This window comes from Rhodoferax sp. GT1R46 (assembly GCF_056521285.1).
In genome coordinates, this window is sequence record NZ_JBWMBC010000003.1 from 330,624 (window position 1) to 346,354 (window position 15,731).

14 protein-coding genes are annotated in these 15,731 nt (G+C 56.3%); all 14 read left to right on the forward strand.

Features of this window, described 5'->3' with window-relative positions:
* The first annotated feature begins 6 nt into the window (after window positions 1-6).
* The 14 genes from epsL to AC097W_RS10175 are packed head-to-tail and all read left to right on the forward strand — an operon-like array spanning window position 7 to window position 15,727.
* Complete coding sequence (gene epsL, locus AC097W_RS10110; RefSeq protein ID WP_479602374.1) at window positions 7-1,209, forward strand: XrtB/PEP-CTERM-associated polysaccharide biosynthesis outer membrane protein EpsL; 1,203 nt, start codon at window positions 7-9, stop codon at window positions 1,207-1,209.
* A 12-nt stretch (window positions 1,210-1,221) separates the two neighbouring features.
* Window positions 1,222-2,181, forward strand: coding sequence for an EpsD family peptidyl-prolyl cis-trans isomerase (locus AC097W_RS10115; RefSeq protein WP_479602375.1), 960 nt, complete (start codon window positions 1,222-1,224; stop codon window positions 2,179-2,181).
* A gap of 57 nt (window positions 2,182-2,238) precedes the next feature.
* Window positions 2,239-3,051: a polysaccharide export protein EpsE gene (gene epsE, locus AC097W_RS10120; protein WP_479602376.1), complete on the forward strand. Its 813-nt coding sequence runs from the start codon at window positions 2,239-2,241 to the stop codon at window positions 3,049-3,051.
* Between the two features lie 16 nt (window positions 3,052-3,067).
* A complete protein-coding gene (gene epsF / locus AC097W_RS10125; protein ID WP_479602377.1) occupies window positions 3,068-4,444 on the forward strand; it encodes a chain length determinant protein EpsF in 1,377 nt (458 codons plus the stop codon).
* Window positions 4,441-5,331: a chain length determinant protein tyrosine kinase EpsG gene (gene epsG, locus AC097W_RS10130; RefSeq protein WP_479602378.1), complete on the forward strand. Its 891-nt coding sequence runs from the start codon at window positions 4,441-4,443 to the stop codon at window positions 5,329-5,331. Before epsF ends, epsG begins: the two co-directional genes overlap by 4 nt.
* A 26-nt stretch (window positions 5,332-5,357) precedes the next feature.
* Window positions 5,358-6,266, forward strand: coding sequence for an exosortase B (gene xrtB, locus AC097W_RS10135; RefSeq protein WP_479602379.1), 909 nt, complete (start codon window positions 5,358-5,360; stop codon window positions 6,264-6,266).
* Window positions 6,267-6,276: 10 nt separating this feature from the next.
* Window positions 6,277-6,963 (forward strand): exosortase-associated protein EpsI, B-type, encoded by a 687-nt coding sequence (epsI, locus tag AC097W_RS10140; RefSeq protein WP_479602380.1) that lies wholly within the window; start codon window positions 6,277-6,279, stop codon window positions 6,961-6,963.
* Window positions 6,964-6,986: 23 nt separating this feature from the next.
* On the forward strand, window positions 6,987-8,102 hold the full coding sequence (gmd, locus tag AC097W_RS10145) for a GDP-mannose 4,6-dehydratase (RefSeq protein ID WP_479602381.1): 1,116 nt from the start codon (window positions 6,987-6,989) through the stop codon (window positions 8,100-8,102).
* Window positions 8,103-8,122: 20 nt separating this feature from the next.
* Window positions 8,123-9,106, forward strand: a complete 984-nt coding sequence (locus AC097W_RS10150) for a GDP-L-fucose synthase family protein (protein ID WP_479602383.1) — start codon at window positions 8,123-8,125, stop codon at window positions 9,104-9,106.
* Window positions 9,099-10,130, forward strand: coding sequence for a CgeB family protein (locus AC097W_RS10155; RefSeq protein WP_479602384.1), 1,032 nt, complete (start codon window positions 9,099-9,101; stop codon window positions 10,128-10,130). The genes AC097W_RS10150 and AC097W_RS10155 overlap by 8 nt, the downstream gene beginning before the upstream one ends.
* Window positions 10,127-11,428 (forward strand): lipopolysaccharide biosynthesis protein, encoded by a 1,302-nt coding sequence (locus AC097W_RS10160; RefSeq protein ID WP_479602385.1) that lies wholly within the window; start codon window positions 10,127-10,129, stop codon window positions 11,426-11,428. The genes AC097W_RS10155 and AC097W_RS10160 overlap by 4 nt, the downstream gene beginning before the upstream one ends.
* Entirely contained in the window at window positions 11,425-12,585 is a 1,161-nt protein-coding gene (locus tag AC097W_RS10165) for a glycosyltransferase family 4 protein (RefSeq protein ID WP_479602386.1), read from the forward strand. The genes AC097W_RS10160 and AC097W_RS10165 overlap by 4 nt, the downstream gene beginning before the upstream one ends.
* Window positions 12,582-14,159, forward strand: coding sequence for a hypothetical protein (locus AC097W_RS10170; RefSeq protein WP_479602387.1), 1,578 nt, complete (start codon window positions 12,582-12,584; stop codon window positions 14,157-14,159). Before AC097W_RS10165 ends, AC097W_RS10170 begins: the two co-directional genes overlap by 4 nt.
* Window positions 14,156-15,727, forward strand: a complete 1,572-nt coding sequence (locus AC097W_RS10175; protein ID WP_479602388.1) for a hypothetical protein — start codon at window positions 14,156-14,158, stop codon at window positions 15,725-15,727. Before AC097W_RS10170 ends, AC097W_RS10175 begins: the two co-directional genes overlap by 4 nt.
* Window positions 15,728-15,731 lie beyond the last annotated feature (4 nt).

The window sequence follows — 15,731 nt, forward strand, 5'->3', positions numbered from 1 at the left end:
ATGTTGGTGCATCTTCGCCCCCCGCTGACGTCAGCCCTGCTTGTTGTGTTTTCAACTGTGCCTGCGTGGGCGCAAACGGAAGATACTTTCACACTCAACGCCAGCTATGCACGTCAAAGTGACAGCAACCTGTTTCGTTTGCCTTCCAACGCAAACGTCAACGCATTGATTGGCAAGTCCAGCGCAGCCGAAGAGATTGCCATTTCTTCGGTCGGCTTCAATATCAACAAGGCCTACAGCCTGCAGCGGCTTGAGCTTGCCGCGAACCTGGTCGACAACCAGTATAAAAATTTCAGCTACCTCAACTTCATTGCACACAATTACAACGCCGCCTGGCGCTGGAGTCTGACCCCCCACGTAACCGGCAACCTCACCAGTGAGCGGAAAGAAACGCTCAACAGCTTTGCCGACTTTCAGGGATACACCCAAAGTAACCAGCGCACCAACACCAGCACGCGTTTTGACGCCGCCTATGAACTCTACAAAACCTGGTCGCTACTGGCAGGCGCCACCCAATCGAGCCAAACCAACCAGCGCGCGGTGCTGGGCAATGACGACTTCAAATCGACCGCCTCGGACTTGGGACTGCGCTTCGCCTATGCCTCTGGCAGTGCCCTTTCGTATTCATTCAAGACCACGGACGGCACCTACCTCAACCGCACCCTGCACTTGACCGGTTTATCCGACGACGGATTTCGCCAGATCGACCACGGGGTCAACCTGCTGTGGGTGATCAGCGGAAAGAGCCAGGCAAACCTCAGTGCAACCCAGGTCCGCCGCACCCATCCGCACTTCGCCCAGCTTGACTTCAGCGGTTTAACCACCGCCGTCAACCTCAACTGGAACCTCTCTGGAAAATCCGCATTGACTGCCGGCTGGGCGCGCGAGCTCTCCAGCTACCAGACCAGCAACACCAGCTACACGCAAACTGACCGTTTTTCGGTCGGGCCGATCTGGCAGATAAGCCCCAAGACGTCGCTACGGCTTCGTCACGAAGTGGCCCAACTTGACTTTTTTGGTTCGCCCACGGGCGTGCTTGCGAAGCAGCGCAGCGACACCACACGGGACACCAGCCTGTCATTCGACTGGCAGCCACACAAACATCTCGCCCTCAGTGCTGCATTGCAAAACGTTTCCCGCGCTTCCAGTTTGCCTGGCTTTGATTTTGATAGCCGCATAGCCACAGTTTCTGCCCAGTTCACTTACTGACCTTTAAACACCATGATCTCAACTAACTCCCGTTTCACTCTTTCCGTTCTTGCTGCCACCCTGGCACTGGCCCTTTCAGCTTGCGGTAGCAAGGATGACAGCAAGGTAGCCACGCAAGTGGCAGCCAAAGTCGGCTCTGAGGAAATCTCGGTTCACCAGATCAACCAGGTACTCGGCCGCAGCAACACATCGGGTGCATCACCCGAAGCTGTGAAAGCAATGAGCCGCGACATACTTGAAAAGCTCATCGACCAGCAAATCGCCGTGGACCAGGCAACAGAGGCAAAACTCAACCGCTCGCCTGATGTCGTGTCACAACTGGAAGCCTCGCGCCGCGAAATTCTCGCCCGAGCCTACATACAAAAAGTGGTGGGTGGCATCAGCAAGCCAACACCAGAAGATGTCAAAAAATACTACGTCGATCACCCTCAGTTGTTTGCCGAGCGTCGCATTTTTAACGTCCAGGAAATTGTTGTCCCGGTAGCGCCTGGCATTGTCGAGCAGTTGCGCAGCTTTTCTGAAGCAGGTAAACCGATTGAAGAGTCTGCGGCTTGGCTCAAAAGCAAAGACATCAAGTTTGGTGGTGGCAGTGCCACACGCGCTGCAGAACAGATTCCACTGGAACTGCTCGCGCAGGTCCACACCCTCAAAGACGGCCAGAGCCTGGTGATCCAGTCACCTCAATCAGTCACCTTGCTGCGCGTGGCTTCATCACAGCTGACACCCGTTCCTGAAGCCGCTGCGTTGCCGCGCATCGAGCAGTTCTTGACGAACCAGCGCGCAGGCGAGGCAGTTGCTGCCAACATCAAACTGCTGCGTGGCAACACCAAGATTGCCTATCTGGGTGAGTTCTCCAAAGACGAGAGCACCACGCCTGCGGCTGTTGCAGCCGCCCCAGTTGCTTCCGCCTCTGCCTCCGCTGAAGACAAGGCCAAGAACAGCCTGGAAAAAGGTATCGCAGGGCTCAAATAAGCCCAGCGCACGCCGCCTTGAAGAGCCATTACCCCGTTTTATATCTGGACCTCTCCCATGACAAAGCGCTTGTTTCGAATTTCACATTTTTTGGTGGCCGGCGTGCTGGCCCTTATTGGCCTCAACGCCCAGGCCGAGGCTTCGCCTGACTACCCTCTGGGTGCAGGCGATGGCATACGGGTGCAGGTTTTTCAAAACCCGGACCTCACCATTGAAACCCGCGTGTCGGAAAACGGCACCATCACCTACCCACTGATTGGCGCTGTAGCCCTGGGCGGCTTGTCCATAGCGGTGGCTGAACAAAAGATTGCCAGCGCCCTGCAAAAGGGCGGTTTCATCCAGAACCCCCAAGTCAACATTATTCTGGTCCAGATTCGTGGCAATCAGGTGGCAGTCCTTGGGCAGGTTAACCGCCCCGGGCGATTCCCGCTGGAGACCGCCAACACCCGCCTGAGCGACATGCTGGCGAACGCTGGCGGCGCCAATCCGGGTGGCGATGACATTGCCATCGTTACAGGTGTGCGCAATGGCAAGGCGTTTCGCAAGCAAATCGACATCCCGTCCATTTTTCTGACCGACAAGGTCCAAGACGACATCGTGCTTCAAGGCGGCGACAACATCTATGTGCACCGCGCGGCTGTGTTCTACATCTATGGCGAGGCCCAGCGCCCTGGCTCTTTCCGTATCGAACGCGATATGACCGTCATGCAAGCGCTGGCACAGGGCGGCGGCATCACTGCGCGCGGCAGCGAAAAACGATTGCGCCTGCACCGCAAAGCCGCCGACGGCCGCATTGAGCAGTTGGAGCCCCAGCTGACTGACCCCGTTTTGCCCAATGACGTTATTTACGTCAAAGAAAGCCTTTTCTGACCCGAGCACCCATGCCATGACACTTCAACAATTTTTGCTCATCCTGCGCGCTCGTTACAAAGCGGCGCTTTTGGTACTGATTTTGACAGTAGCCACCACAGTGGCCGTCAATCTGATGATGGACAAGCAGTACACCGCCAGCACGGCGGTCTTGCTGGACGTCAAGTCCCCGGACCAGGTAAGCGGCATCATGCTCCAGGGCTTGATGACACCGGGCTACATGGCCACCCAAGTGGACATTATCAACAGTGACCGCACCGCCAAGGCGGTGGTCAAGTTGCTGCGCATGGACGAAAGCGATGCCGTTCGCCAGCAGTGGCTGGAGGCCACCAAGGGCAAGGGCGAGTTGATCAACTGGCTGGCCAATCTTTTGCAAAAAAGCCTGGAGGTCAAGCCCTCGCGCGAGAGCAACGTCATTGACATCAACTACGTCAGTACAGACCCCGACTTTGCCGCTGCCGTTGCCAATGCCTTTGCCAAGGCCTACATCGATGTGAACCTTGAATTGCGCGTGGCCCCTGCCCGCCAGTACGCAACCTTTTTTGAAGATCAAACCAAGGAGGCCCGCAGCAAGCTGGAAAAGGCCCAACTCGCCCTCTCCAATTACCAGCAAAAGAACGGTATCACTGCGGCCGATGACCGAATCGACTACGAAGTCGCCAAACTCAATGAGACCTCCAGCCAGCTCACCGGTATTCAGGGCCAAACCACCGATAGCCAAAGCAAACGCCAAAACGTCAAAGCCGACACTGTGGCTGAAGTCATGCAAAGCCCACTCGTTAACGGCTTGAAGTCCGACATTGCCCGACTTGAGGCCAAGCTGACCGAGAGCAATGTCAACCTCGGTAAAAACCACCCGCAAACACAGCGCACCGAGGCCGAGCTGGCGACCCTGAAGGCCCAGCTGACTGCAGAAACCAACAAGATCACCAGCTCCATCGAAACCACCTACCAGGTCAGCAAACAGCGTGAACAGCAGCTGCAAGGCGCTCTGGGCGCGCAGAAGGCCCGCGTGCTGGTGCTGAACAAGCAGCGTGACGAGCTCAACGTGTTGCGCCGTGATATTGAATCTGCCCAGCGCACATTTGAGGTACTGAGCCAGCGCGCCTCGCAATCCAACATCGAGAGCCAGGCCAACCAGACCAACATCGCCGTGCTCAATCCGGCATCAGCTCCAACCATCGCCTCCAAGCCCCGCAAAGTGTTGAACGTGCTGATCTCCATCTTCCTGGGCACGCTACTGGGCATCGGCCTGGCTTTGATGATGGAGTTGACCAATCGCCACGTGCGATCACCACAAGACCTGCTTGAAGCGCTGGACCTGCCCGTTCTGGGCTCCATCAGCTCGGCTGCGGGCATGTTTAAGAACGCCACCACTGGAGCCCGCGCATGAACACAGTCACCAGCATCACTCCGCACGCCAATGCGCCCACAGGCTCGGCCCGGTCCATCGGCGACATTCTGGTGGCTACCGGCCGCTTGAGCGCGGAGGACGCAACCCGCATTCTTTTGCGCCAACAGCAGGAAAACATTCAATTTGGCGATGCGGCACTGGCCTTGAATGTACTCACCAAGACCGACATCGACTTTGCACTCTCGCAGCAATTCGAATACGCCTACCTGACCGATCAGGACACCAGCCTCAGCCCTGCCCTGGTGGCAGCCTACAAACCATTTAGCCGTGTCGGGGAAAACCTGCGCGCCGTACGCAGCCAGCTCATGCTGCGCTGGTTCAATGCCAACCCCACTCGCAAGGTGCTGGCAGTGGTGAGCCCCGGTGCCCATGAAGGTCGCAGCTTCATAGCAGCCAATCTGGCCATCGTGTTTGCGCAACAGGGCGAGGGCACCTTGCTGATCGACGGTGACCTGCGCGCCTCCCCCGGCACAGACCAGCATGCCCTATTCAAGCTTGGCCGAAGCGCGGGCTTGTCAGGCATATTGGCGGGCCGGGCCGGGCTGGAAGCGGCGCAATCGGTACCCGGCCTTCCGGGCCTCTCGGTGCTGCCCGCCGGCGCTGTGCCACCCAACCCACAGGAGCTGCTGGGCCGAGCCGCATTTGGCGAACTGCTGCGCGCCGCCAGCCAGCAGTTTGACGTGATCATCATCGACACCCCTGCGGGCGGAACCTACGCCGACGCAGAAATCATCGCTTCATGCGCTGGTGCCGCGCTGATGGTGGCCCGCAAGAACAAAAGCCTGGTGCCCCAGGCAACCCTGCTGGCCCGCCGCCTGCAAGACAGCGGTGTCGCACTGGTTGGCTCGGTGCTCAATGACGACTGACCTAACTCCGGCGCTTTAGTATTTATATGAACACCCGCTATCCCCCTGTCATCCGCCTGGGCCAGAAAACGCCAGACTGGCGCGCCAATCTATTGGTCTGGATGCCCATCATCGTAGGGTTAGCGGCCTTGTATGTACCGAGCCTCATAGATTTATTCAAGGGCCCCTGGAGCCAGGACGAGCAAATGCACGGTCCCATCGTGCTGGGCATCTCGGTGTGGCTGCTCTACCGCAACTGGCCTGCGATGGAACTTGCAGCCCGAGGGCAACCCAGCAGCAAATGGGGGTGGCCTGTGTTTGTGCTGGGTGCAATGCTCTATGCATTGGGGAGGTCTCAAAGCGTTGGTTTTCTTGAAGTGGGCTCAGCCATCTGGCTCCTGATAGGGCTGATCCTGCTGCAGCGCGGTACCTTGGCCTTGAAAGCACAGTGGTTCGCCTTGTTTTTCATGCTGTTCATGATTCCGCTGCCCAGCACCGTGGTTGACACAGTCACCATGCCCATGAAAATGGCCGTCTCCTATGTGGTTGAACACATCTTGTTTTGGGCCGGATACCCCATTGGCCGCACGGGTGTCATCCTGCAAATTGGCCAATACATGCTTTTGGTGGCGGATGCCTGCGCCGGGCTTCACACCCTTTTGACTCTGGAAGCCCTTGGCCTGCTGTATCTGAACATCGTACGGCGCGATTCCACATTCAGAAACATCGGTCTGGCCGCTTTGATTGTTCCCATCTCGTTTTCAGCCAACGTCATTCGCGTGATGACGCTCACACTCATTACCTACCACTTTGGAGACGCAGCAGGCCAGGGCTTTCTGCACGGGTTTGCAGGCATGGTTCTGTTCCTGAGCGCCCTGCTGCTGATCATCGGATTTGACACCGCCCTGCAGGCATTTGAGTCTTACCGCCAACGGACTACGCCACTGGTTACTTGAGCCAACTGCCATGAAACTCTCATTTAAAGACATCGTGCTGATGGCACTGATGCTGTTATCAGCCAGCTTGGGCGCTGCACTGCGCCCCACCATTTATTTGGCTGATGAGCGCGCACCCATTGACCTGAAAGCCATGGTACCCACCGCTTTTGGCAACTGGCAAGAGCAGCTCAACATGTCGGCTCAAATCATCGATCCACAGCAAAAAGAGACGCTGGAGCGGATCTATAGCCAGACACTCACCCGCACCTTCGTTAACAACCAGGGCTATCGCATCATGCTGTCCATTGCCTATGGAAAAAACCAGAGCAAATCACTGGAGCTGCACAGCCCAGAGGTTTGTTACCCGGCACAGGGCTTTGCGGTTGCTGACAAACAAAAGACCACCCTGAATCTGCTGGGGCAACCCATAGCGGCCACCAACCTGCAAACCAACCTCGGTCAGCGCCACGAGCCCCTGACTTACTGGAACGTCATTGGCACCAACGTCACCACAAGCCTTCTGGACAAGAGGTTGGTAGACCTGCGCTACTCGTTGACCGGAAGAATTCCAGACGGAATTTTGGTGCGGGTTTCATCAATCGACACCGCCACAGACAACGCCTACGCCATTCAACGTCAGTTTGCCGCAGAAATGATCCAGGCCATCGCACCGGAGAACCGCGACAGGTTCATCGGCGAAATCAAAACCAAATAAACCATTCAGCGCACCCAGGAATCATGAAAAAAATTGCACTTATTACAGGCATCACAGGACAAGATGGCGCTTACCTTGCCGAGTTGCTGCTAAAAAAAGGCTACGAAGTGCATGGCATCAAACGCCGCGCCTCATCATTCAATACCGACCGTATTGATCACCTGTACCAGGACCCCCACGTTTCTCAACGCAACCTGGTTCTGCACTACGGCGATCTGACCGACAGCACCAACCTGATTCGTATCATTCAACAGGTTCAGCCTGACGAAATTTACAACCTTGGCGCCATGAGCCACGTAGCCGTGAGTTTTGAAAGCCCCGAATACACCGCCAATGCAGATGGCACTGGCACCCTGCGTATTCTGGAAGCCATTCGCATTTTGGGTCTCGAAAAGAAGACCCGCTTTTACCAGGCTTCCACCAGCGAGCTGTATGGCCTGGTCCAGGAAACGCCCCAAAAGGAAACCACACCTTTCTATCCCCGCAGCCCCTACGCAGTAGCAAAAATGTATGCCTACTGGATCACGGTGAACTACCGTGAGGCCTATGGCATGTATGCCTGCAACGGCATCTTGTTCAACCACGAAAGCCCGCTGCGCGGAGAAACCTTTGTTACCCGCAAAATCACCCGGGCCATCGCACGCATTGCACTCGGCCTGCAAGATTGCCTTTACCTCGGCAACATGAGCGCCCTGCGCGACTGGGGCCATGCCCGTGACTATGTGGAAATGCAATGGCTCATGCTTCAGCAAGATGTGGCCGACGACTTCGTTATTGCCACCGGCGTCCAATACAGCGTGCGCCAGTTTGTAGAGTTTGCGGCCCAGGAGCTGGGCATCGGCCTGACCTGGAAGGGCGACGGGGTTGAAGAGCAAGGCGTGGTGACCTCTATCAGCGGCAAAGATGCCAAGTGCAAAGTCGGCGACGTTATCGTCAAGGTAGACCCCCGCTACTTCCGCCCGACTGAAGTGGAAACCCTGCTGGGCGACCCCACCAAAGCCAAAGAAAAACTAGGCTGGACACCCAAAACGACGCTCAAGGAACTGGTGACCGAAATGGTGCAGGCCGACTTCGTCAGCGCTCGGCGCGACGCACTGGTCAAGCTGGCCGGTTTTCAGACTTTCGACCACCACGAGTGAACAAACCGTCAAAAGCAGCCATGAACAGAAACGCAAAAATCTATGTAGCCGGCCATGGTGGTCTGGTGGGCTCGGCTATTGTTCGCAACCTGCAAGCAGCAGGCTACGACAACCTGCTACTGCGCAGCCACTCCGCACTGGACCTGACCAGCCAAACCGCAACCGATACTTTTTTTGCAGCAGAAAAGCCCGACTACGTATTTTTGGCTGCAGCCAAAGTCGGCGGCATTCTGGCCAATAACACGTACCCCGCCGAATTCATTCGCGACAACCTGCTGATTCAAACCAACATCATCCACGCGGCCTATTTAAACCAGGTCAAGCGGCTGATGTTTTTAGGCTCCAGTTGCATCTACCCCAAGCTGGCACCCCAGCCTATGAAGGAAGAGTATTTGCTGACCGGCCCGCTGGAGCCCACCAACCGCCCCTATGCTCTTGCCAAGATCGCTGGTGTAGAAATGTGCTGGAGCTACAACCGCCAATATGGCACCCAATATCTGGCTGCCATGCCTACCAACCTGTATGGCCCCGGTGACAATTACCACCCAGAAAACAGCCACGTCATACCGGCACTGATTCGCAAGTTTCACGAAGCCCAAGTTGCCAATGCTGCCAAGGTGGTGGTGTGGGGATCAGGCACCCCCAAACGTGAATTCATGTACAGCGAAGATATGGCCGACGCCTGCGTCTACCTGATGAATCTGGCTGATGAGCCATACGCCAAACTCTTGGGCAGCGATGAATCGTTGACCGGGCGTTTCGAGCCCCCATTGATCAACATCGGCGTTGGCCAGGACGTCACCATCAAAGAACTGGCCGAAACGGTCATGCAGGTTGTGGGTTACCAAGGGCAAATCGTTTTTGATCCCACAAAGCATGACGGTACACCCCGCAAGCTGATGGACGTCAGCCTTCTGCATTCACAAGGCTGGAAGGCTCGTACAGAGCTGGTCGAAGGCATCAGAAAAGCCTACGCGTGCGCTCCGTTCAACACCCATGACTAGCGCCCTCTCCATACTGTATTTCGGCCCCATCAGTGGCACTTGCCTGGATCGCGCCAATGCGCTCCGGCGCCTGGGCCATCGGGTTGAGCACATGGATTTGCGTCAGCTGCTGCCCAAAACCCCATGGGTCGACCGCATAACCTGGCGCCTGGGCGGCAACCTGTTGAGCCCTTGGCTCATGGGTGCGTTATCCAGCAAGCTTGCGGGTCGGCAATTTGATGTGTGCTACGTGGATGGTGGCGAGTGGGTGACGCCCAAGGTGATCTCGCTCGTGCGCCAGCATGCTAAGAAAATAGTCAACTACAACATCGACGACCCTCTTGGCCCCCGCGACGGCGCCCGCTTCAAGGCGTTTCGGCAGAGCTTGCCGCATTACGACCTCAATGCCGTTGTGCGGCAAGAAAACGTAGCAGAGGCGCACGCGCTGGGGGCAAGGAAGGTCATCCGCGTTTACCGCAGCGCCGACGAGCTTTCGCACGCGCCTCGCCCACTCTCTGCGCATGATCACCAAACTTGGGATTGCGATGTGCTCTTCTTGGGCACCTGGTTTCCCGAGCGTGGGCCCTTCATGCTGGAATTGATTCGGCGCGGTGTGCCCCTCACCATCCGTGGGTCTAACTGGCACAAAGCCCCCGAGTGGTCTCAACTCAAGAGTTACTGGGGCGGTGGCGCCATCGGTGGAGACGATTACGCCAAAGCCATTCAGTGCGCCAAGGTCAACCTGGGGTTGCTGTCAAAAGAAAACCGCGACCTGCACACCACGCGCTCGCTTGAAATACCTGCGTTGGCCAGTTTGATGTGCGCAGAGCGCACAACCGAGCACACGGCCATGTACGCCGAAGGCCATGAAGCGCTGTTCTGGAAAGACGCTGAAGAATGCGCCGCTGCATGCAACTTCGCGCTGGCAGATGACAGCCGCCGCCAGGCCATTGCCCATGCTGGTCATCAGCGTGTCAAAAAGAATGGGCACTATAACGAAATGATCGTTGCCTCCATCCTTGCCACTGCGGGTCTTCCTGCATGATTCGTCGAATCATTGCCGGTATGGGTGCCAACTCATTTGGCATGGCAGTCACCATTGGCATTCAGCTTGCCTCGCTTCCCCTGTTTCTGCACTACTGGGACACTGCAACCTATGGCACCTGGCTGATGCTCTCGGCCATTCCCTCCTACCTTTCCATGGCTGATGTTGGCATGGTCACTGCCGCTGGCAACAAGATGACCATGGCTATGGGAAAAGGCGACTCCCTGGAGGCCAACCGCATTTTCCAGAGTGCCCAAATGTTCATGGTGATCGTTTGCAGCGCCCTTGCCTTGCTGGTGGTCCCCCTTATGCTGGCCGCACCCCTACCCGCTGTGGCGACCATGGACCAGCGTATTGCGCTGGCAGCTCTTTCCATCGGCGTACTGGTGTCGCTTTTTGGTGGACTATCCGAGGCGGCCTTCAAGTCCACCAAACGTTACGCCACCGGCACAATGGCCGCAACTTTGGTGCGCTGGGGCGAGTGGATGGGATTCATGCTTGGACTCGTCGCAGTTGGCAGCTTCGCTGCCGTGGCACTCACCGGGCTGGCCGTTCGTCTGGCGGGAACCGTGGCCTGTATGGTGTTGGCAAGAAGTGGGCGGCAGGGACTGAGCTGGGGCATTCAGAGCGCAGACCGGGCTGAAATTCAGTCCATGTTCAAGCCTGCCCTCTCGTTCATGGCCTTTCCACTGGCAAATGCCTTGAGCTTTCAGGGCGTGACACTTTTGGTGGGCGCGCTTTTCGGGCCAGTTGCGGTTGCACTGTTCAATACTTACCGCACCATCGCCCGCGTGGCGGTTCAAGTCACCGCAATTTTCAGCCACTCCCTGTGGCCTGAGTTTTCCCGGCTTTTCGGACAGGGCGCAATGGCCACCGTCAACCATCTTTTCTTGCGCAGTGCAGCACTGGGCGCGGCGCAATCACTTCTACTGAGCGTGGTGCTGTATTTTCTGTCGCCCTGGATGCTGCGTCTCTGGACGCACGGCGCTATTGAATTTGTCCCCTCGCTCATGTTGCTGATGTTGCTGTACGCCGCAGTGGGTGGCATTTGGCATGTTCCCCGTGTTTTGCTGATGGCGACCAACCAACACACTGGCCTGGCCTATTGGTCCATCTTTGCCGGCATGCTTTCTGTCGGTCTGGCATGGCTGCTGGGCGGCGCACTTCAATTGAACGGCGTTGGCACAGCCATGCTGCTGAGCGAGCTATTTATCGCCCTCACCTGCTCCTGGCTTGCGTACAGCGCCAAGACGGTAAACCACACCGGCAACCTCCACCCAAAGACTGCTCTGCAATGAAAATCGCGCTTTCCGCAGTCGGTAAATTTCATACCTTTGACCTGGCACGCGAGCTTCATTCGCGTGGCGTTCTGGCAGGCATATCTACCGGCTACCCCTACTTCAAACTGCGCAGCGAAGGGTTGCCCAAGGAATTGATCCATACCTTCCCCTGGGTGCATGGGGCTTACATGGCCTTCCCTTGGAAGCAAAGCTTGCCACGGGCCATCACCCAGCAATGGGAACATGTCAACGCCCTTACTTTCGGGGCCTCGGTGGCGCGCAATCTGCCGGAGTGTGATTTGTATGTGGGGCTTTCCGGCTCTACCCTGGCTGCAGGCAAGAAGGCCCACCAACGCGGCGCACACTACGTCTGCGACCGTGGCTCTTCGCACATTCGAGTGCAAAACCAGCTGTTGCACGAGGAACACGCAATGTGGGGTATTCCGTTCTCGGGAATAGACCCCCGTACCATCGACCGTGAAGAAGCCGAATACAACGAGGCAGACTGCATCACCGTTCCCTCGGGCTTTGTACTGCGATCTTTTCTCAAACAGGGGGTACCTTTTGAGAAGATGCGCCTGCTGCCTTATGGCGTGAATCTGTCGCGCTTTCAACCTGTGGCTGAACCGGCGGCCGGACGCTTCGATGTTTTGTTTATCGGCGGTATGAACTTGCGCAAGGGCGTGCAGTACCTGGTGCAGGCTTACAAAAACGTAAACCATCCAGGGAAATCACTCACCTTTGTGGGTGCTCCCTCGGCGGAGTTGATTGCCTTACTTACTTCTCGTGGACTCTGGCCATCGGACACCCGGGTGCTGGGCCATATGCCCCAAGCCGAGTTGAAGGAACTCATAAGCCGCAGCCACGTTATGGTTCTGCCCAGTATTGAAGAAGGTCTGGCTATGGTTCAAGCGCAGGCAATGGCCTGCGGATGTCCGGTCATTGCCAGCGTCAACACAGGCAGCGAGGACTTGTTTACCGACGGGCAAGAAGGATTCATCGTACCCATTCGCGATGTCGATAAGTTGACTACACGCATGCAGCAACTGGCTGACCAGCCAGACCTGAGAGCAATCATGGGGCAGCGTGCCCTGGAGCGCGTACAGAGCTTGGGTGGGTGGAGCGACTACGGCCAGAAGGCCATGACCATCTACTCCGAAATGCTGAGGCAATGAGCTACGCGCGCTTCATTTTCATGCTCTTGCTGGCGTTGTCATTCACAGCGTTTTTTGCGCAGCTTGGTATTGATTTTTCGTCGGTCAACATCGCGGCCGCCTGCATTGTGTTGGCCTCATCGCTGGCTGTTCTGTTGTACCTCCATTGGACCAATGCCATTCAGACGCATCCTTTGTCTACCTTTGCCATTTTTGGGTTCAGCCTATCTACCCAACTCGGCGCCCTTCTGGTGCAGTCAGCTACCTGGACTTCTTTGAGCCTAAATCTGCGCCAGCCCATCGCAACCTTCGGTGTCCTGGCCTTGTTCCAGCTCATCGCCCTGGCGGCCCATGGCATGTATCGCCTCTTTTCCAACTCAGCAAGCGCGGCGCGGTCGTCGTTGATCCGCCGCATGCTGGAAAAACTGGGGCTTTACACCACACCCACAGCAGGCACGCTGTGGATCATGGGCCTGTTTGGCTTTATTACATTTGTCTTCGGGTCCGGCGGTGAAAGCGTTGCCAGCAGGGTATTTCAGGCCACGACCTTTTTAGCCTGGGCACCGTTTTTGATTCCCATTTATGTGCTTCAACTAGGCACTGGTTATTGCAGTGCCAAGAAGAACCTTATCTTTCTCGGTTTATATGCGGCCCTTCTCACCATTGTGGGCATGGCCGCCAATGCCCGCGGGCTGATGCTCTGGGGAGTGATGACCATTGCAGCGATGGTATTTCTCAGCGCCATGCGCAGCGCACGACAGGTTACGGCTTCCCATGCAGCAAGAATTGGCATAGCAGCCGTTGTACTGGGTGCCTTGTCCATTCCGGTTACCGACCTGGTAACGGCCATGGTGCTTGCCAGGCAGTCGCGTGGGTATGCCTCTGGTGCCGAGATGGTTGCGCAAACACTTTACTATTTTCAGCAACCGCAACAGCTTGCTGCCCGGCGCGAAAAAGACAAGTTCACCGGCGTACAAAGCCGCTACGACGAAACCTACTTTGCAAACCCCCTGGTTGCGCGGCTCATTGAGACCAAGTTTCACGACAACGCGCTGTATTTTGCGTCTCGCCTGAACGCCAAAGACGAGGAGAAGATGCTGGACATTACCGGTGATTTCTTTTGGTCCACCTTGCCTGAGCCGGTCCTGAAAGCATTGGAAGTCGATGTGGACAAGAAGAACCTGCAGTTTTCAATGGGAGACTACATCAGCCATCTGGGTGGTGCAGGTGGTCTGGGCGGCTTCAAGGCAGGCTCTGGTTTTGCACAGGGTATTTCCATATTTGGCTTCTTCTTTCCGCTGATCTACTTGCTGGTTTGCCCTCTGCTTTTTCTGGCCCAAGACGTCTTGTCTTACCGCTCATCCAAGGGAAACGTTGTGGTTTCAGCCTTGGGCATGCTGGGTATCTGGAAGCTGTTTCAGTACGGCATTTCAGCCGAGTCCCTGCAAGCCTTGTTTATGGGTGTAACGCGCGGCCTGCCGCAAAACATCGTCTTGTTTTTATTCATTTTTCATCTTGCCCGGGTCAGTGCGAGCTTCCTGGGTAGCCCTACGAGTATGCCGCGGCCTTCAACGCCAGAAATGTTGAAGCCATGAGCAATGCGCGTTTCATTTCATCACTCTTAATGGCGCTGTCGCTGGCTGCGTTTGCTGCCCAGTTTGGAATAGATTTTTCTTCGGTCAACATCGCGGCGGCCTGCATTGTGCTGGCTTCGGCGCTGTCAGTTTTGCTTTACATCCAGTGGACCAGCGCCATTCAGACGCACCCCCTGTCCACCTTCGCCATTTTTGGGTTTTGCTTTTCCACCCAGTTGGGTGCCTTACTGGTGCAGTCGGCCAGTTGGACCTCTTTGACCCTGAATTTGCGACAACCCGTGGAGACCTTTGGCACCCTGGCCTTGTTCCAGATCATTGCCTTGATCGCGCACGGCGTGTATCGGCTCTTTTCCAATTCTGCAGCACCAAAGCAACCGTCTGTCATACGCGCTGCGCTAGAGAAGCTGGGGCTGTACACCACTCCCACAGTGGGTACTTTGTGGATCATGGGCGTCATGGGGCTGTTCAGTTTCTTGCTTGCTGGCGGTGGCGAAAGCGTTGTCAGCAAAGTATTTCAGGGCATGACTTTTGTTGCCTGGGCCCCCTTCTTGATACCCATGTTTGTGCTGCAGCAAGGTGCCAGCTATTGCAACGTAAAGAAGAATTATATTTTTCTGGCGGTGTATATGGGCGCCATTACCTTGCTGGGCATGGCCGCCAACGCCCGTGGGCTCATGCTCTCAGGCGCGATGACCATTGCACTTTTTGCCTTGCTAAGCACCATGCGCAGCGCCCGGCCGGTGAAGGCTTCGCAACTTGCAAAAATAATCGCGCTGCTTGTGGTGATGGGTGCCATGGCCATACCTGTTACCGACCTGGTTACGGCCATGGTGATTGCCAGAAAGTCGCGTGGAAATGTTTCCCCGGTCAAGATGGTTGAAGAAACGCTCTACTACTTTCAGCAACCGCAATTGCTCAAAGCCCAGCGTGACAAAGACAAATTCACCAGCATCCAAACCAGCTACGACGAAACCTACTTTGCAAGCCCACTGATGGCGCGGCTGGTTGAGACCAAGTTTCATGACAATGCGCTGTATTTTGCGTCGCGCCTGAGCGCCAAAGACGAAGAAAGAATGCTGGACATTACCGGCGACTTTTTCTGGGCCACCTTGCCAGACCCTGTTCTCAAATCACTGGCGATTGATGTCGACAAGAAGAACTTAAGGTTCTCGATGGGTGACTACATCAGCCACCTGGGTGGTGGGGGTGATCTGGGTGGCTTCAAAACGGGCTCTGGTTTTGCACAGGGTATCTCCATATTCGGCTACTTTTTCCCGCTGATCTATTTGCTGGTTTGCCCCATTCTGTATCTGGCCCATGACCTCTTGTCTTATCGATCTGCCAAGGGCGATGTGCTGGTTTCCACACTGGGCATGCTGAGCATCTGGAAGCTGTTTCAGTACGGCATATCGGCTGAATCGCTTCAATACCTTTTTATGGCAGTGGTGCGCGGCTTGCCGCAAAACATCTTGCTGTTTTTGTTGATCTTTCATATTGCGCGCGTGTGCGCGCGCTTGCTAGGCAGCCTTGCGGGTATGTCGCAATCCCCCGCAAGACTGGCTGTTTGAACCA